Annotated in this window: 21 protein-coding genes; 10 read left to right on the top strand and 11 right to left on the bottom strand. The window is 62.0% G+C overall.

Annotated elements, in window-relative coordinates; translation table 11 throughout:
• Positions 1 to 56: 56 nt before the first annotated feature.
• From LIX93_RS05320 to LIX93_RS05310, 3 genes are all read right to left on the bottom strand, one after another.
• Positions 57 to 950 (bottom strand): alpha/beta hydrolase, encoded by an 894-nt coding sequence (locus LIX93_RS05320; protein ID WP_226503671.1) that lies wholly within the window; start codon positions 948 to 950, stop codon positions 57 to 59.
• A gap of 288 nt (positions 951 to 1,238) precedes the next feature.
• The gene (locus LIX93_RS05315; RefSeq protein WP_226502974.1) at positions 1,239 to 1,925 is read right to left on the bottom strand and encodes an LrgB family protein; all 687 of its coding nucleotides are present in this window, start codon (positions 1,923 to 1,925) and stop codon (positions 1,239 to 1,241) included.
• The gene (locus LIX93_RS05310) at positions 1,915 to 2,301 is read right to left on the bottom strand and encodes a CidA/LrgA family protein (protein WP_226502973.1); all 387 of its coding nucleotides are present in this window, start codon (positions 2,299 to 2,301) and stop codon (positions 1,915 to 1,917) included. The genes LIX93_RS05315 and LIX93_RS05310 overlap by 11 nt, the downstream gene beginning before the upstream one ends.
• 107 nt (positions 2,302 to 2,408) lie before the next feature.
• On the opposite strand from LIX93_RS05310, the gene LIX93_RS05305 reads away from it, so the two are divergent.
• Positions 2,409 to 3,305, top strand: a complete 897-nt coding sequence (locus tag LIX93_RS05305; protein ID WP_226502972.1) for a LysR family transcriptional regulator — start codon at positions 2,409 to 2,411, stop codon at positions 3,303 to 3,305.
• On the opposite strand, the gene LIX93_RS05300 is transcribed toward LIX93_RS05305, so the two are convergent.
• The gene (locus LIX93_RS05300; protein ID WP_226502971.1) at positions 3,295 to 3,750 is read right to left on the bottom strand and encodes a flavodoxin; all 456 of its coding nucleotides are present in this window, start codon (positions 3,748 to 3,750) and stop codon (positions 3,295 to 3,297) included. The genes LIX93_RS05305 and LIX93_RS05300 overlap by 11 nt on opposite strands.
• 175 nt (positions 3,751 to 3,925) lie before the next feature.
• Between LIX93_RS05300 and LIX93_RS05295 the strand changes: the two genes are divergently transcribed.
• Both LIX93_RS05295 and LIX93_RS05290 read left to right on the top strand, forming a co-directional pair.
• The gene (locus LIX93_RS05295; RefSeq protein ID WP_226502970.1) at positions 3,926 to 4,399 is read left to right on the top strand and encodes a PAS domain-containing protein; all 474 of its coding nucleotides are present in this window, start codon (positions 3,926 to 3,928) and stop codon (positions 4,397 to 4,399) included.
• Positions 4,400 to 4,461: 62 nt separating this feature from the next.
• A complete protein-coding gene (locus LIX93_RS05290; protein ID WP_226502969.1) occupies positions 4,462 to 5,064 on the top strand; it encodes a hypothetical protein in 603 nt (200 codons plus the stop codon).
• A 147-nt stretch (positions 5,065 to 5,211) separates the two neighbouring features.
• On the opposite strand, the gene LIX93_RS05285 is transcribed toward LIX93_RS05290, so the two are convergent.
• Positions 5,212 to 6,159, bottom strand: a complete 948-nt coding sequence (locus LIX93_RS05285; RefSeq protein ID WP_226502968.1) for a MerR family transcriptional regulator — start codon at positions 6,157 to 6,159, stop codon at positions 5,212 to 5,214.
• A gap of 269 nt (positions 6,160 to 6,428) precedes the next feature.
• Between LIX93_RS05285 and LIX93_RS05280 the strand changes: the two genes are divergently transcribed.
• The 5 genes from LIX93_RS05280 to LIX93_RS05260 all read left to right on the top strand — a co-directional run bounded on the left by LIX93_RS05280 (position 6,429) and on the right by LIX93_RS05260 (position 9,176).
• The gene (locus LIX93_RS05280) at positions 6,429 to 7,010 is read left to right on the top strand and encodes an antibiotic biosynthesis monooxygenase (protein WP_226502967.1); all 582 of its coding nucleotides are present in this window, start codon (positions 6,429 to 6,431) and stop codon (positions 7,008 to 7,010) included.
• Between the two features lie 108 nt (positions 7,011 to 7,118).
• Positions 7,119 to 7,817 (top strand): dihydromonapterin reductase, encoded by a 699-nt coding sequence (folM, locus tag LIX93_RS05275; protein WP_226502966.1) that lies wholly within the window; start codon positions 7,119 to 7,121, stop codon positions 7,815 to 7,817.
• Between the two features lie 24 nt (positions 7,818 to 7,841).
• Positions 7,842 to 8,405, top strand: coding sequence for a GTP cyclohydrolase I FolE (gene folE / locus LIX93_RS05270; RefSeq protein ID WP_226502965.1), 564 nt, complete (start codon positions 7,842 to 7,844; stop codon positions 8,403 to 8,405).
• Positions 8,405 to 8,776 (top strand): dihydroneopterin triphosphate 2'-epimerase, encoded by a 372-nt coding sequence (gene folX, locus LIX93_RS05265; RefSeq protein WP_226502964.1) that lies wholly within the window; start codon positions 8,405 to 8,407, stop codon positions 8,774 to 8,776. The genes folE and folX overlap by 1 nt, the downstream gene beginning before the upstream one ends.
• A 103-nt stretch (positions 8,777 to 8,879) precedes the next feature.
• Positions 8,880 to 9,176 (top strand): DUF1244 domain-containing protein, encoded by a 297-nt coding sequence (locus LIX93_RS05260; RefSeq protein ID WP_226502963.1) that lies wholly within the window; start codon positions 8,880 to 8,882, stop codon positions 9,174 to 9,176.
• A gap of 13 nt (positions 9,177 to 9,189) precedes the next feature.
• On the opposite strand, the gene LIX93_RS05255 is transcribed toward LIX93_RS05260, so the two are convergent.
• From LIX93_RS05255 to LIX93_RS05240, 4 genes are all read right to left on the bottom strand, one after another.
• Positions 9,190 to 10,146, bottom strand: coding sequence for a 2-hydroxyacid dehydrogenase (locus LIX93_RS05255; protein ID WP_226502962.1), 957 nt, complete (start codon positions 10,144 to 10,146; stop codon positions 9,190 to 9,192).
• 26 nt (positions 10,147 to 10,172) lie between these two features.
• Positions 10,173 to 10,943: an SDR family oxidoreductase gene (locus LIX93_RS05250; protein WP_226502961.1), complete on the bottom strand. Its 771-nt coding sequence runs from the start codon at positions 10,941 to 10,943 to the stop codon at positions 10,173 to 10,175.
• A gap of 35 nt (positions 10,944 to 10,978) precedes the next feature.
• A complete protein-coding gene (locus LIX93_RS05245) occupies positions 10,979 to 11,680 on the bottom strand; it encodes a fumarylacetoacetate hydrolase family protein (protein WP_226502960.1) in 702 nt (233 codons plus the stop codon).
• Positions 11,681 to 11,789: 109 nt separating this feature from the next.
• Positions 11,790 to 13,037 (bottom strand): MFS transporter, encoded by a 1,248-nt coding sequence (locus LIX93_RS05240; RefSeq protein WP_226502959.1) that lies wholly within the window; start codon positions 13,035 to 13,037, stop codon positions 11,790 to 11,792.
• 553 nt (positions 13,038 to 13,590) lie between these two features.
• Here LIX93_RS05240 and LIX93_RS05235 point away from each other — a divergent pair.
• Together LIX93_RS05235 and LIX93_RS05230 are read left to right on the top strand one after the other, a co-directional pair.
• Positions 13,591 to 14,505, top strand: coding sequence for an AraC family transcriptional regulator (locus LIX93_RS05235; RefSeq protein ID WP_226502958.1), 915 nt, complete (start codon positions 13,591 to 13,593; stop codon positions 14,503 to 14,505).
• Between the two features lie 109 nt (positions 14,506 to 14,614).
• Positions 14,615 to 14,956 (top strand): HopJ type III effector protein, encoded by a 342-nt coding sequence (locus LIX93_RS05230; protein ID WP_226502957.1) that lies wholly within the window; start codon positions 14,615 to 14,617, stop codon positions 14,954 to 14,956.
• 94 nt (positions 14,957 to 15,050) lie between these two features.
• Here the strand turns inward: LIX93_RS05230 and trxB are convergent, their stop codons facing one another.
• Positions 15,051 to 16,016 carry a thioredoxin-disulfide reductase gene (gene trxB / locus LIX93_RS05225; protein ID WP_226502956.1) on the bottom strand — a complete coding sequence of 322 codons (966 nt, stop codon included), beginning with the start codon at positions 16,014 to 16,016 and terminating at the stop codon, positions 15,051 to 15,053.
• Between the two features lie 173 nt (positions 16,017 to 16,189).
• Positions 16,190 to 16,789, bottom strand: a complete 600-nt coding sequence (locus LIX93_RS05220) for a peroxiredoxin (protein WP_226502955.1) — start codon at positions 16,787 to 16,789, stop codon at positions 16,190 to 16,192.
• Positions 16,790 to 16,889: the final 100 nt, after the last annotated feature.

The raw sequence follows: 16,889 nt of genomic DNA, 5'->3' as shown, positions 1-16,889 counted from the left end.
TTTTTTATGCCTGCATTTTGTGGGGGTTGATCACTTGCACACAGCTGCGCGTGGCGTCAAAGCACGGCAACGCGACGTGTGACGGGTGCATGAAACTCGCGAAAATGGCGCAGCACCTGGGTCGGCGCTTCGGTATGCGGGTAGTGGCCGATATCCGGCAGCAACACCGTATCGGCACCGGGCATTAGCTGCCGATAGCGCTCGAGCATGCGCACACCGGCGATACGGTCGCTGCCGCCGACGATCATGCGCATGGCCACGCCCCCTTCCTGCATGGCCTGAGTCCAGCGTTCGCCATGGGCGCGGGTCTCTTGCAGATATCCCATCAAACGATGAAACACCCGCGGGCCCTGATTGCGCGTCAGCAGTTGCCAGCAATCGTCCAGCTCGCTTTCGTTGGGGCCGGTGTCGGGGCCGTAAAGTTCGGGAATGCTGCGCACCAGAGCGGCGCGATCGAAGACCCGCCCCACCCACCACCCCACAGGCCCTGATAGCCACCGCTGCAGCCTGGCGGGGCGATGGGCATCGGCGAACAGCCCACCATTGAGAAACACACAGCTGGCAATTCGGATCTGCTGCTGGGTATGGCGAAATATCAGCTCCTGAGCGACGTTGCTCCCGTAATCATGGGCCAGCAGATGCACGGGTTCGGTGATATTCAGATGCGCCAGCAGTGCCTGCTGCAGATCAGCCTGTTCCAGCAGACTGTAGGCGTGGCGACCGGGCTTGGCCGAGTCGCCGAACCCCAGCATGTCGCAGGCGATCACACGGTACTGGCTGACCAGCGGCTTCCACAGATAATGCCAATCGTGGCTGGCGGTGGGAAAGCCGTGCAACAGCAATAACGGCTCGCCGCGCCCCGCAGCCCAGTAGCGGATACTGTGGCCATTGAAGCTCAAAGCCTGCGACCGCGTGCGCCAGACGCCCAGCGGGATCTCGCCCAGGGGCATCATCGCTGCCCCGGCTGTCGACGGCCGCCACTGCGCGGGATTGCGCAGTGCGGGGCGTCGGGTATCGTCGATGAGGCACGCGCGACGGCGCCTATACGGATTGCAATCATGGCATTCACCCAGGCACTTGCTTGTGCGTCCTTGGGGCGAGTCTACGCAGAGCAAGAGGCAGCGGGCAGTTGCCTTGGCAGCCAGCTTCATGGCCTTGCGAGTCAGGCCTTGGGCGCCAAGGCGCGACCTGAGGGCGCCAACGCCTCAGACCATGGCTGCCAGACACGTCACCGCTGATCAGATAATCGCGCCCAGCAGTGGCGCGGCAAAGAGGTTGAGCAGGCCGGTCAGCACCATCACCAGGCCCGCCACCGAGCCCTCTTCGCTGCCGACCTCTTGCGCACGGCTGACGCCCGCGCCGTGTGCGCCTACCCCAAACAATGCGCCACGCGCCAGCGGGCTGCGCAAGGGTAGCCATTTGAGCAGGATACCGCCGAGCATCGCACCGAATACCCCGGTGAACAGCACGAATACCGCCGTTAGATCCGGCAAGCCACCCAGGTCATGGGACAACGGCATGGCGAACGGTGTGGTGATCGAGCGCGGTACCAGCGAAAGCGCCACTGAGCTGTCGAGTGCCAAGGCCCGCGCCAACCACCAGGAACTGGCGATCGAGGCGCAGCTGCCCACCAGCATGCCCAGCAGCAACGCCAGCCAGTGCCGCGCCAGCAACGCCCGCTGCTGCCAGATCGGAATAGCAAAGGCCACGGTCACCGGCCCCAGCACCAGCAGCAACCAATGAGTACTGCTGGAATATTCGGCATAGCCTGTGTGCATCGGTACTGCCACCGCAAACAGCAGCGCAGGCACCAGAATCAGCGGCGACAACAAGTAGCGGCGAGTCCGTCGATACAACCAGCGACTGAACAGATAGGCCAGCAACGTCAGCGCGAGCCAGAACAACGGCATAGGTTCAGGCGTCATGGCGCATTTTCCAGCGGCATACGGCATCCACGGTAAAGGCCGTCACCAGCATCACCACCAGGGTACTGATGCCGATCACCACGCCGATACGCAGGCCCTCCTGACGCAGCAGAGTGCCGTAGTCGAGCATGCTCATCAGCGCCGGTATGAAGAACAGCAGCATTTCGGCCATCAACAGCCCGGCGCCCAGTTGCAGCGAAGCGGGCTTGACCACGTTGAAGGCGAAAGCCAGCAGCAGCAAACCGAGGCCGATCACGCCACCCGGAATGGGCCAGTGAAACCATGCAGCCATTTGACCGCCAAACAGGCAGAGTGCCAGCAGGATAGCCATTTCGGTGGCGGCCCTGGACCAGTATTTAACGCGGGTGGGATTCATCGATTGGACCTCTGCAGTAGAGGCAGTTTACGAACCACCCCACCATCCCAAAAGAGAATTATTAGACTACACTCGATTCCAATCCGGAATGCCAATGGGGCTGCATCGTGGAATTCAAGCAGTTACGCAGCTTTGCCGAAGTGGTACGCCAAGGCGGATTCACCCAAGCGGCCCTGACCCTGCATATCAGCCAATCGGCAGTGAGCAAACAGGTCGCGCAGCTTGAACAGAGCCTGGGGGTGAAGCTCATCGAGCGCCAGGGCCAACCGTTGCAACTGACGGCAGCCGGCCATACCGTCCTGCAACATGCCGACGCCATGTTGCGGCTGCGCCAGGAGATGCACCGCGAACTCGACGACCTCAGCCAACTGGCCCGCGGCGAGCTGCGCGTGGGGCTACCGCTGCTGGGCAGCAACACCTTGTTCGCCAGCCTGTTCGCGGCCTATCGCCTGCGGTATCCGAACATCGAGGTGCACCTGCTCGAAGGCGGCAGCCGGACAATCGAGCAAGCGGTGCTCAACGGTGAGCTCGAGTTGGGCGGTGCGCTGACCTCGAACAATCCGGCGTTCGCTTCCCAGCCGTTCTGCGATGAGCCGCTCGATGCGCTGTTGCCCGCCGACCATCCCTTGGCAGGTAATCAACAAGTGCACCTGGCGGAACTGGCAGATACGCCGTTCCTGCTATATCAGCGCAGCTTCGTACTCAACGATCGCTTGCTGCAAGCGTGCCAGGCGGCAGGCTTCACGCCCAAGGAGGGCGGCCGCAGCGGCCAGGCGGATTTCCTCGCGGCACTGGTGGCGGCTGGCCAAGGCGTGGTGCTGCTGCCCAGCGTGGTCGCCCGCGCCCTGGTGCGGCCGGGGGTGATTCGCCTGCGACTGGTGGAGGCGAGCCATCTGCGTTGGGATATCGCGTTCATCTGGCGCCAGGGCGCCTATCTGTCGCGGGCGGCCCAAGCCTGGCTGCAATTGCTGCGCGAACGTGGACTGACGCCGGTCAGCCCTTGAGGTGGGCGATGAGTGCCTGCAACCAGGGCTCGGCATCGTCTTCCTGGTCGACCGTCTCGCTGGCATCCAGGCGCAGCATCGGTTGCACTTCCTCTACGCCCAGCTCGGCGTACAGCTCACGGATGATCTCGCCGCCGCCGCAGTAGGTGTCGTCGTAGCTGGCATCGCCAAGGCCGATCACCGCGCCTGGCAAACCGCGCAAGGCCGCCGGCAGTTGATCACGCAATTGTCCGTAGAGCTCTTGCAGGCTGTCCGGCAATTCACCCAGGCCCGTGGTCGAGGTTACTGCCAGCAGCGCTTGGGGTGCGAAGCCCAGCAACTCGTCGAGCGTGGCGCGAGGGCTGTAGAACACCTCGAAGCCCGCCGCTTTGAACAGCGACTCGGCGCGGCGGGCGACATCTTCGGCCACACCGTAGACGGAACCGGAAAACACAGCGACTTTCATGGCGCAGGTCCTGTAACAGGTTAAACGCCAGATGATACCAGCTGCCCCGAAAGACTTCGAATGCCCCCGCGCCAATCGCAGTTAGCCATGATCCGCGCCGCCGGTTTTTGCGTATCCTCTGCAATACCCGCTCAATCGCGCCTATAGGGGCCAATCAGTGGAGCAAAAAAGCTCGATGATCAATGCCAATCTGCTACAGCTGATGGTCAACGCCTCAAACGACGGCATCGTCATTGCCGAACAGGAAGGCGAAGACAACATCCTTATCTATGCCAATCCGGCCTTCGAGCGCCTCACGGGCTACTCGGCCAATGAAACCCTGTATCGCGACTGTCGCTTCCTGCAGAACGGCGAACGGGATGACGCTGCCTTGCGATCGCTGCGCGAGGCGATCGACAACGGCCAGCCGAGCCGGCAGATTCTGCGCAACTATCGCAAGGACGGCAGCCTGTTCTGGAACGAACTGTCCATTACCCCGGTGCGCCACGACGCCAGCCAACGCACCTATTACATCGGTATTCAGAAGGACGTCAGCGACGTGGTGGCGGCACGGCAGCGAATCGTCGAACTGGAGCGCAGCCTTGAGCGGGCTCAAAAGCAAATCGCAGCACTTCAAGGCGAACAGCAAGAAGGTGACCAGCGGCCGTAACAAAATTGATAAACTGCGGTCGAAATAGTCGCCCTTCCGTCTTTTATCTGTCGAGCACGAGCATGCAATCTGACGCCCTCCTGACACAGGATGAGCTGGACTTCATTCAGACGATGCAACACAACCCGCAGCTGAACGTGCGCGATGCCACGGCCAGCTTGCTGGTGAATGGCGGTGTGCAGATAAAGGACTTGCTGACCCGACTGGTGGCCCAGGATCACGTGACGATCCAGGCACAATTCGAAAACCAGCAGATCAGCTTTCCGCTACAGCTGGTTGAAGACGAGTTTCACGCCCAGCATATCAAGCTCGGGGCGCCGACCATTTATGAGGATGGCCCGATGATTCGCCCGTGGCGCTTGACGCTGGCGACGCCAGTCTCGCTGCAGAGCGATGACGGCAAGCCGACTGGCCTGTGGGCACGGGAGCTGTCGTTCAACGGTATGCTCATCGAAGCCCGAGACCGCGCGGCGCCACTGGTACTGTCGGCGTGGTTCGCGCCAGACGGCTTCAGTGCCATGGCCATGAAAGGCAAGCGCCAGCGCAAGACCGCCGATGGCCTGTTCGCGTACCGCCTGCAGGAAAATACCGCACAGGAAACCGAGCGCCTGCGGCAATTCATTTTGCAGCAGCACCAGTTGAGCCATCCTCAGCTGCATGCCTGATCGCCGCTTTGTGTCGCGTCCGCTGGCCTCTTCGCGAGCAAGCTTTGCTCCTGTGGGCGTACGACTCACGCTCAACCCTGTGGGGGCAAGGGTGCGCGTTCGGCGGCGAGGGGACCGGTGAAGCCTGTACACATGCAACGCCTTCGCTCAAGTATCCAGATGGCCCTCCAGATATTGCAAAAGACGTCGCTGCATCAATCGCCCCTCGCCGCCCAGGCAAGCGATCTGCGTGCCGATCAGCACTTCATGCGCCAGCTCGGAAGCCTCGCCCATCAGCATCAGCGGGCACTCGAGCGTCATCCCCAGCTTGAGCAACTGCCGCGGCTGCTCGCCATTGAGCGGGCGATGTGAGAACAGCGCCAGAGCATGGGGCTGGATCTTCTCGCACACCAGGCTCAGTTCGTTCAAGGGCTGCCCCAACGCCAGCACGTGGACGTCCACCTGCGGACCGGCCAGCATCAAGCCAGCCACCAGCACTTCAAGTTCGCGGGTCGGCCCGGGCATGGCGGCCACCACCACGACCCAGGCCTGGCCATGCCCACGGGTAAGCTGCAGACGCTGCAGGGCACGGGCTCGCAGAAAACTGTCAAGAAACAGCCATTCACTGGTATGCCCGTAGCCTTCCTGGCGCCCCAGCAAGGTCTGCCAGACCGGCATCAGCACTTCCTGAAATGCCACCACCAGCGGGTAGCTGGAGAACACCTGGCCGTAGATGCGCTCCAGCTGTGGCTCATCGAACGCGGCCACGGCCCGGCGCACCTGGGCCTGCCACTCATGCCACTCGGCACGGGCACCGCCCTGCTCGGCGTTGTCGCCATGAGCGCCATGGGTGCGGGCAAGAATCTTGCCGACCTTGCTCACCGCTACGCCACGCTCGATCCACATCAGCGCGGTACGGACGTCGTCGATATCGGCGCGCGAATACAAGCGATGCCCGCTTTCAGTGCGCGTTGGCTGGATCAGACCGTAGCGCCGCTCCCAGGCCCGCAGCGTGACGGGATTGATACCCGTGACTCGCGACACCTCGCGAATCGGGAACAGCTCTTCGCTGTGCAGAGCCTGACTATCGCGCAGATCGGAGGAGAAATCAGTCATTGCGGGCAAAACCGAGGGTTAGCGAGTGTGCCGACATTCTAACCCTCATGGCGCTCGTGCAGGATAGCGCCGCTGAATTCGTCGGCCTGTCCGATACATGCTGCAACACACCTCACAATCCGGAATAATCCTTGCTTGTCTGATCAGGCGTTATCGCCGATGGCTGCACTACCTGCAGCCGCCCAGCCCTGAAGCACAGCCCACCACCCCGGCGCTGCGCTTTTTTTGAGCCCCTTACCCAGGACGCTCGATACGTACGGAGATACACAATGTCGACCTCACCCGTCACCCTCATGGTCGCGCGCCGCGCTGCCGAAGGTCATTACCAGGAACTGATTGCCTGGCTGCACGAAGGCGAACACCTGGCCACCGACTTTCCTGGCTACCTGGGTTCCGGCGTGCTGGCTCCGCCCCCCGACGACGACGAATTCCAGATCATCTTCCGCTTCGCCGATGAAGCAACCCTGCACGCCTGGGAGCATTCGGCCTCGCGCCAATCCTGGCTACAGCGTGGCAGCGGTCTGTTCGCCCAGCCCCACGAGCACCGCGTGGCCGGCACCGACGGCTGGTTCGGCAACGTCGCCCACCCTTCTCACCCACCGCGCTGGAAGCAGTCCGTGGCCGTGTGGCTGGCGTTTTTCCCGGTCAACCTGGCCTTCAACTTTCTGCTGGGCCACTGGTTGAGCGAGATGAGCCTGGTGCCACGAATCATGCTCAGCACCCTGGTGCTGACGCCGATCATGGTGTGCTGGTTCATACCGCTCTCTTCGCGCCTGCTGGCCGGCTGGTTGCATCCGGCGCCGAAGCCCGCGATAGCGTCCCCTGTGCAGGCCGCAACGTCCACACGCTAATGCACGGGTAAGGTTGTACAAGACTGGCCAGTGGTATAACTTTGCTGCAAACCCCGTGCTACCCGGCCCCAGGATGCCACGGCCCTTTGCACACACCACGAGCCCGTCATGCCTGCCCCCGCCCCTATTCTGATCACCGGCGCCAGCCAGCGCATCGGTTTGCATTGCGCACTGCGCCTGCTGGAACAGGGGCAGCCGGTCATCGCCAGCTATCGCAGCGAACGCCCTGGGGTAAAGCAGTTGCAGGCCGCCGGCGCGCAAACGCTGTTTGCCGATTTCGCCACCGAGGCCGGCATCGAAGCCTTCATTGCCACGCTCAAGGCCACCACTGCGACGCTACGCGCCATCGTCCACAACGCATCGCTGTGGCTGACCGACGACGCCGAGGACGCGCTGCAACGCATGCTCAATGTGCACCTGCGCGCCCCTTACCTGATCAACCTGCACTGCGCCGAGCTGCTCCAGCACGGCGGCCCGGCCGACATCATCCATATCAGTGACGATGTCACCCGCAAGGGCAGTGCCCGACACATCGGCTACTGCGCCAGCAAAGCCGGCCTCGATAGCCTGACCCTGTCATTCGCCGCCCGCTTGGCCCCGGCGATCAAGGTCAACGGTATCGCCCCCGCACTGATCCAGTTCAATCCCGATGACGATGCGGCTTATCGAGCCAAAGCCCTGAGCAAATCGGCCCTGGGCATCGAGCCCGGCGCTGAAGTGATCTACCAGAGCCTGCGCTATCTGCTCGACAATCCCTACGTCACCGGAACCACTCTGCCCGTCAACGGCGGCCGCCATCTGAAATAAAGCGCCCGCGAGGATGACCCTGCGATGACTTCCAATCTGCCAGACCACTACCGTGAAATTCTCAAGAAGCTGGGCGAAGACCCGGACCGCGAAGGACTGCGCGACACCCCCAAACGCGCCGCGAAGGCCATGCAATACCTGTGTCACGGCTACAGCCAGACGGTCGAGGAGATCGTCAACGGCGCGCTGTTCGCCTCCGACAACGACGAGATGGTGATCGTCAAGGACATCGAGCTCTACTCGTTGTGCGAACATCACCTGCTGCCCTTTATCGGCAAGGCGCACGTGGCCTACATTCCAACGGGTAAAGTGGTGGGGTTGTCGAAAATCGCCCGCATCGTCGACATGTTCGCCCGGCGTCTGCAGATCCAGGAAAACCTGACCCGCGAAATCGCCGACGCCATACAGAGCGTTACCGCAGCTTCCGGCGTGGCGGTAGTGATCGAGGCCAAGCACATGTGCATGATGATGCGCGGCGTGGAAAAACAGAACTCGCTGATGAATACCTCGGTGATGCTCGGCGCCTTTCGCGAGTCGAGCACCACTCGCCAGGAATTTCTGCAATTGATTCGACGGAGTAACGATTAATGCCACAACTGGAGCCAGGCACTGCGCGCATCCGGGTCAAGGATCTGCGCTTGCGCACGTTTATCGGCATCAACGAAGACGAGATCGTCAACAAGCAGGATGTGCTGATCAACCTCACCATCCTCTACCCGGCCCAGGAGGCCGTGCGCGACAACGACATCGATCACGCCCTCAACTACCGCACCATCACCAAGGCGGTGATTCAGCACGTCGAGGGCAATCGCTTCGCCCTGCTCGAGCGCCTGACTCAGGAGTTGCTCGACCTGGTCATGCAGCACGAGGCCGTGCGGTACGCCGAGGTCGAGGTCGACAAGCCTCACGCGCTGCGCTTTGCCGAATCGGTATCGATCACCCTCGCCGCCCAGCGCTGATCGCCGCTGGGGCATTGCCGCCCCGGCCTGCGACTCTTATCATCGCGCCTTCGATAATTCACTTCAGCGCCGCCGCCACAGGCGCTGCTCGCGAGGAGCCAACATGACCGATCAACAACGCCTGGAGCTCGAAGCCGCCGCGTTCCGCCGACTGGTCGCACATCTGGGCAACCGCACCGACGTGCAGAACATCGATCTGATGAACCTCTCGGGCTTTTGCCGCAATTGCCTGTCCAAATGGTACAAGGCCGCCGCCGACGAGCGCGCCATCGAGGTCAGCCTCGATGACGCCCGCGAGGTGGTGTACGGCATGCCGTATAACGAGTGGAAGTCCCTTTATCAGAAAGAAGCGAGCGCCGAGCAGTCCGCCGCGTTCGCCAAAGGCAAACCTCTAGCGTAACGTCGGCGCCGCCTCAGGCCGTCACGCTATTGGCCGGGACCTTGCCGGCCAAGGCATCCGCCAGACTCGCAAGTACCATCTCGCCCATGCGCGTGCGGGTCTGTACGGTCGCGCTGGCGCGGTGCGGTTGCAGCACCACGTTCTCGCGGGCAAACAGGCTCTCGGGCACCCGCGGTTCATCGACGAACACGTCCAGGCCAGCGCCGGCGATAGTGCCCGCCTGCAAAGCGGCGAGCAGATCGGGCTCGTTGACCAGCCGGCCACGGGCGACATTGATCAGATACCCTTCAGCACCCAGCGCCTCCAGCACGCCCGCATCGATCAGGCCCTCGGCTTTGTCGGCGGCGGCCGCGACGATGAGCGCATCGCTGCCCCGTGCCAGCTCGAGCAGGTCGGCAACAAAGGTGTGCGGCACGTCGTCCATGGCGCGCAAGTCGGTGTATCTGATCGGGCAGCCAAACGCTGCCGCCCGAGTGGCCACCGCACGTCCTACGCGCCCCATGCCGACGATGCCCACGCGCAGGCCGCTGACCTGACGCGCCAGGGGCAAGGGCGCCAATGGCGTGGCGGTGGTCGCCCACTGGCCGCTGCGCACATAGCGGTCACTGGTGCACAGGCCGCGGCACACGCCGATCAGCAACCCCATGGCGAGGTCAGCGACATCTTCGGTCAAGGCCCCCAGTGTGGCCGTGACATGGATGCCACGGTCGCGGGCATAGGCCAGGTCCACCGCATCAGTGCCCACGCCATTGACCGCCACCACTTCGAGCTGCGGCAACTGCGCCATCACTTCCCGGGTAATACCGGTATGGCCGCCGGTGACCACGCCGCGCACGTTGGCGCCCACTTCACGCAGGTAGGCTGGCTTGTCGGTCTGCAGGTAGTAGGGATGCACGGTGTACAAGGCTTCAAGCTGCTCGCGCACATGGGGGATGAGGATGGGGCTAAGTTGCAGAACTTCAGGCTTCATGAACGAAATCTCCAGGCGAAAAGGGCTCAGCCGCGACCGACAAATGGCATGTTGGTGGCCATCACCGTCATGTTCAGCACGTTGGCCGACAGCGGCAGCGAAGCCATGTAACGCACCGCTCCGGCGATGTGCTCGACATCGCACATGGGCTCGGTGGCCATGGTGCCGTTGGCCTGGCGCACGCCTTTGGTCATGCGCTGCGACAGCTCGGTCAGGGCGTTGCCGATGTCGATCTGGCTGCAGGCGATATTGAACTCGCGCCCGTCCAGCGCCAGGCTCTTGGTCAACCCCAGCACCGCATGCTTGCTGGCCGTGTAGGGCGCGGTGAAGGGCCGCGGGGTATGGGCCGAGATCGAACCGTTGTTGATGATCCGCCCGCCCTGAGGCTGCTGGCGGCGCATCAGTTCGAAGGCGCCGCGGCTGCACAGGTACACACCGGTCACGTTGGTATTGATGACGTCCAGCCAGTTCTGCACCGGCAGTTCGTCCATCGGCACTGCGGGGGCGTTGATGCCCGCGTTGTTGAAAATCACATCGAGGCGGCCATAGACCTCCTCGACACTCGCGAACAGCGCATCGACGCTGGCCGGATCACGCACATCCGTGGGTATGGCGATGGCTTCGCCACCTTGGGCGCGGATCTCCTCGACCAGTGTCTGCAGCGGCTCGGGGCGGCGCCCGGCCAGAGCCAGACGATAACCGTCAGCCATCAAGGCGAGCGTCACGGCGCGACCGACCCCGCTGCCGGCGCCGGTGACCAGCGCGATTTTTGCGGAAGAATCAGTGTTGTTGGACATTGTGATGACTCCTTGGCGTAAAAATGATCAAAGCTTCAGCGTGTGGGCCGTTGGCCCACGCGCACTTGCAATCTGGCGATACCCTCAATGCCTGCGCTGATCAGATCGCCCGGCTGCAGCGGCTCGACCCCCGGTGGCGTGCCGGTCATGATCAAGTCGCCCGCCTCCAGGCGCAGCGAGCGTGACAGCTGGCTAACCACCTCGGCGACCGACCAGATCTGCGCCTCGAGATCGGAGCGCTGGCGCTCGACGCCATTGACCGCCAGCCACAACGCCCCTTGTTGGGGATGGCCAATACGGGCGCTGGGCACGATGGCCGTGACCGGCGCCGAGGCATCGAACGCCTTGGCGGCCTCCCACGGCTGGCCGGCAGCCTTGGCCGCCATCTGCAGATCGCGGCGCGTCATGTCCAGCCCTGCGGCGTAACCCCACACGTGCTCCAGCGCGCGCGCCTCGGGGATATCCACGCCGCCGATACCGATCGCCACGACCAATTCGATTTCCGGGCAGAACTCGTCGGTCTGTACCGGGAAGTCCACGCGCGCGGTGGCTTCGACCACGGCACTGGCGGGCTTCATGAAAAACAGCGGAAAGCTGCGTGGCGCGGCCACGGCGTCGCCCCACAGATAGTTGCGGCCCAGGCAGAAAACTCGCGCCACGGGAAACCGCTGAGTGCTGCCGTCCACGGGCAGGCTGCTCACTGCCGGGGGAGCAATCACATAGTCGTTCATTATCATTCCTTGGCTCGAGTGCGGTGCTGGCTACAGCCTAAGGCATGCCAGCAAGGCAAAGTTGGACGATGCGGTGAGGAAACTGGACTTATCCAAGCTCCTCGCACACGGGGCTTCAGCGTGCCTGCAGGACGATCCGGTGCAGGCGCCCGAGCAACAGCGAATAGGACAGGCAACCGATCATGGCCACCGCGCCAATGAACCAGAAGGCCGCCGAGAACTTACCGGTTTCATGCAGAATCCAGCCGATCACGATGGGCGTGACGATGCCACCGATATTGGCCGCGAGGCTGGTGATGCCACCGGTGAGGCCGATCAGCTCCTTGGGTGCGACTTCCGAGACGGCCGCCCAGGAGGCCGATGCAATGCCTTGAGCGAAGAACGCCACGGTCAGCACCGCGATGCACAGCACGTTGGAGTCGGTAAAGTTGACCAGCACGATCGACATGCCCAGCGCCGAGCCCACGACCAGCGGCAGCTTGCGGGCGAACGACAGGCTCACCCCGCGGCGGATCAGCAAATCAGAGACGATCCCCGCCAACAGAATGCCGACCGTGGCACCAATGAACGGCAGCACCGCGAAGATCCCCACCTTGACCATGGTCAGGTGACGCTCCTCGATCAGGTAGGTCGGAAACCAGGTCAGGAAGAAATACAGCACCGAGGTGTTGGCGAACTTGCCGATACAGATGGCCCACACCTGGCGATAGCGAAACAGCTCGGTGATCTGCCGCCAGTTGAAGCGGGTGCGCTCCTGGCTGCTCCTGACCAGACCGCCGCCGTCCTCGATATAGGCCAGCTCTTCAGGGCTGACTTTTTTGCAATTCAGCGGATCACGATAGACATACAGCCAGAAAACCCCGAACACGATGCCGACGATACCGGTGCTATAGAACACGTGGCGCCAGTCGTAGGTGGTCGCCAGCCACAGCAGTGCGCCGGTGAACAACGCGGTGCCCAGATACTGGCCGCACACATAGATGCTGCTGGCCAGACCGCGTTCACGGGCCGGGAACCACACCGTGACCGCACGGCTATTGGCGGGGAACGCAGGCGCTTCCATCGCACCGATGGCCAGACGCAGGCCGAACAGCGAAGCGAAGCCGCCCACCAAGCCCTGGCAAACGGTCACCGCCGACCAAGACACCAGCGACACGCCGTAGGTCACCCGCGAGCCGAAGCGGTCGGCAATAAAACCGGCCGGCACCAGCGCGAACGCGTAGGTCCAGGCGAAAGCCGAGAACACCAGGCCCATCTGCACCTTGTCGAGGCCCAGATCCTTGGCCATGAAGGGCGCGGCGATAGAGATATTGACCCGGTCGACGTAGTTGATGATCGTCGCTATCAACAGCAGCGAGAGCATGATCCAGCGCCGGCGCGTAGGCAGACGCGTACTGGCTGCGGCCTGTGGCGGGCTTCCAATGGTATTTTCGCGATTATCGACAAGGGGCACTGCGCCAGCGTGAACGCTCGCGCCAGAAGCCCGCAACACGGGACCTTCGGGACGACTCGACATGATATTCCTCATTATTTTTATTGAGTATCGAGTGCTGTGGCTGGCGTCAGACACCATCACAACATGGCCCTACGTTATCGTACAAGTTCGCCAAATCAATCGATCGCTTATATTCTTTTATGCTTTAAAACAGATCGAAAGCTGCCAAGTACAAAAATAATATCAAGATAAAAATCGCCGATACGCATCTACGAAGTCGCCGTAAGTACTGAAATAGAGCCTTTTTTATGCATCCGTATTTTGCGCGTTTTTTGGATTTGACCGATCATCCGCCAGACCGGATTCATGCAAAAGTTATCGGACAAGCATCCATTAAATTTTCTCGAAACGCTCATTACCCCCTCGAATGCAAGCGCCGCTTCCCCTAACATGGTTGCCATACAAGAAAGGAAGCCTTTCCATGCAATTGACTTCTCGGGTGCCGACTTACGGCATGCAACAACGCAGCGAGCGGGCCGACTTTCATATCCGCGAGCAATTCGAGCGCAGCGCCGAGCCCGGCCCCCATCGTCACGAATATTTTCAGATCCAAGTCAATCTTGGCGGCGATACCGTGCAGCTCATTGGTGGCATCGAACGGCCATTTCCGCGCAGCACCCTGGCGTTCATCCTGCCGCACCGTGTGCATTTCATCCCGCATCCGGTGGATGGCAAAGGCGTGGTGCTGAATTTTTCCCAGGAATTTCTGCTGCCGCATCTGCACTGTGATCCACTCGATCTCGAAGATGTGTCGATTCAGCAGGCGCCGGAGCTGTCACCGTTTCGCTTTCAGCAGCAACTGGATTTCACGCTGGGCGACAGCGAGTTCGCTGAGGTGCTCGCGCTGCTGGAACGGATGCGCGGCCTCGACGGTTCGCGCCAGTTCGGCACCCGTGAAGGGCTCAAGGGCTGCCTGCTGCAACTGATCGGTAGAGTCTGCCAGTTATACGCCGAGCCGTTGTTGGCCCTGGCCGGCAGCAACGCCGCGCAGGCTAGCCGCCGTGACGCACTGGGGCGTATGACCGAGTATGTGCGCGAACACCTGGCCGATCCCGAGCTGGATTTAAAGAAGGTGGCTGCGGCAACCTACCTGTCCCCCAACTATTTGACCCACTGGCTGCGCAAGGAGATCGGCAAGAGTTTCAGCGAGTTGGTACTGGAGCGGCGCATGCACCTGGCGCGTCAGCTGCTGTTGACCGGCAGCAAGCCGGTGGGCGAGATCGCGCGGCTGTGTGGTTTTGCCGACGAGGCTTATTTCTCCCGGCGCTTTCGTCATGCCCACGGCTTGCCACCCGGTCAGTTCCGCCGCCAGCAGACGCAGTTACAGGTGCCCTGACCCGACCGACTTGATGTTTAAACAGCCATGGCGCGCGCGAAAAAGTTAATATGGGTAACCGATTGAAAACTTTCGCAAATATCCATCCGTTAAGCAGGAGCCCACTGCCATGACCGAAATCAACGCTTTCCGCGCCAGCCTCGAAACAGGCAGCAACTTATTTGCCGACACCTTGGCTTTCGTCGCCGAGCATTACGATTACACGCCTCAGGCATTCAGCAACGGCAGCGTCGAAAACGCCGCCGGCCAGAACGAAGGCTCTTGCAAGACCATCGGCCTGGCCGTGCTCGAAGGCCTCAGCGACCAGGAAGTCCTGCTGGCATTCGGCGAGCACTATCGCTCGGTTGTGGCGACGCCCGATGGCAGCGACCACGGCAATATCCGCAACCTGATCGCCCACGGCCTGGCCGGAGTGAAGTTCGCCGGGCAGCCGTTGAGCCGCAAGGGCTGAACTGAATTGCAGGCATAAAAAAACCGGCTGTCGATGGCCGGTTTTTTTATGTTCGGGGATATTCGCCAGCAGTACCGGCCCCACGCGAATCAGATCAGGTGAACGTAGCGTTCGCCAAGCCATCCAGATATCGCTCGACGTCCAGCGCGGCCATACAGCCGGCACCGGCCGAGGTAATCGCCTGGCGATACACGTGGTCAGCCACGTCACCGGCAGCGAAAACACCCTCGACGCTGGTCGCGGTGGCATTGCCTTCACGGCCGCCCGACACCACCATATAGCCATCTTTGAGCGCCAGCTGACCTTCGAACAGGGACGTGTTCGGGGTGTGCCCGATGGCGATGAACACGCCGTCGACCTTCAGCTCGCTGAGGCTGCCGTCGTTGTTCTTCAAGCGTGCACCGGTGACGCCCGTTTTGTCGCCCAGAACTTCGTCCAGGGTTTCGTTGAGCTTGAGTTCGATCTTGCCCTCGGCGACACGTGCGTGCAGCTTGTCGATCAGGATCTTCTCGGCGCGGAAAGTCTCGCGACGGTGAACCAAAGTCACCTTGCTGGCGATGTTGGCCAGGTACAGCGCCTCTTCGACGGCCGTGTTGCCACCGCCGACCACGGCGACCGGCTTGTTGCGGTAGAAGAAGCCGTCACAGGTGGCACAGGCCGATACACCCTTGCCCATGAAGGCCTCTTCCGACGGCAGGCCCAAGTAGCGAGCGCTTGCACCGGTGGCGATGATCAGCGCGTCGCAGGTGTAGGTGCCGCTGTCGCCGGTCAGCGAAAACGGTTTGCCCGCGAGGTCTACGGAGTTGATATGGTCGAAGACGATTTCGGTTTCGAAACGCTCGGCGTGTTCTTTCATGCGTTCCATCAATACCGGGCCGGTCAGGCCGTGGACATCGCCCGGCCAATTGTCGACTTCGGTGGTGGTGGTCAGTTGGCCACCGGCCTGCATGCCGGTGATCAGCAGCGGCTTGAGGTTGGCCCGCGCGGCGTAGACGGCAGCGCTGTAACCGGCAGGGCCGGAACCGAGAATGATGACCCGCGAATGACGAACTTCAGACATGACACTCTCCTATCGACCGGCCTTTGCATCGCCTGGGTCGCATCGCCGGATACCGGCGGAAAATAAAAAGGATCGACGCAGCACTTGGGGAAGGCTTTATGTCGCCGATCCTGAAACTGTAGCCATATAGCTTTGAGAGCGGTATGGCGCAGGTGGTTCACAACACCTCGCCCTTACAGGCTGGTGGCGTTCTCGGCCAGGTAATCGGCAACGCCCTTGGCGTCGGCCTTCATGCCTTTCTGACCTGGGCGCCAGCCGGCCGGGCACACTTCACCGTGTTGTTCGGTGAACTGCAGGGCTTCGACCAGGCGGACCATCTCGTCCACTTCGCGGCCCAGCGGCAGGTTGTTGACCACCTGGTGCTGCACCACGCCTTGCTGGTCGATCAGGAAGGACGCTCGCAGGGCCACGCCGTCTTCGTGCTCGATGCCGTAGGCGCGGGTGATCTCGTGCTTGACGTCGGCGACCATCGGGAACTCGACGGCGCCGATGCCGCCTTTTTCGACCGGCGTGCTGCGCCAGGCGTAGTGAGTGAACTGCGAGTCGATCGACACACCCACCACTTCAACACCCAACTCGCGGAATTTGCCGATGCGGTTGTTGTGGGCGATGATTTCGGATGGGCACACGAAGGTGAAGTCCAGCGGCCAGAAGAACAGCACAACGTACTTGCCCCTGAGCGATGACAACTTGAAGCTGTCGACGATCGAGCCATCACCCAGCACGGCCGGGGCGTCGAAGTCAGGGGCTTGTTTGTTGACCAGAATACTCACGCAATCTCCTTGAGGCGTTGGCCTCGAAAGTTGATGGACTGAAGGGTTTCAAATTCGATGGGCACAGCTTAACGAGGTGCAGGCGATTAGTGAAATGCCC

Origin of the sequence: Pseudomonas sp. MWU16-30317 (genome assembly GCF_020515695.1) — a bacterium.
In the GTDB taxonomy this organism is placed as follows: domain Bacteria; phylum Pseudomonadota; class Gammaproteobacteria; order Pseudomonadales; family Pseudomonadaceae; genus Aquipseudomonas.
This window is presented reverse-complemented; position numbering and strand designations above follow the sequence as displayed.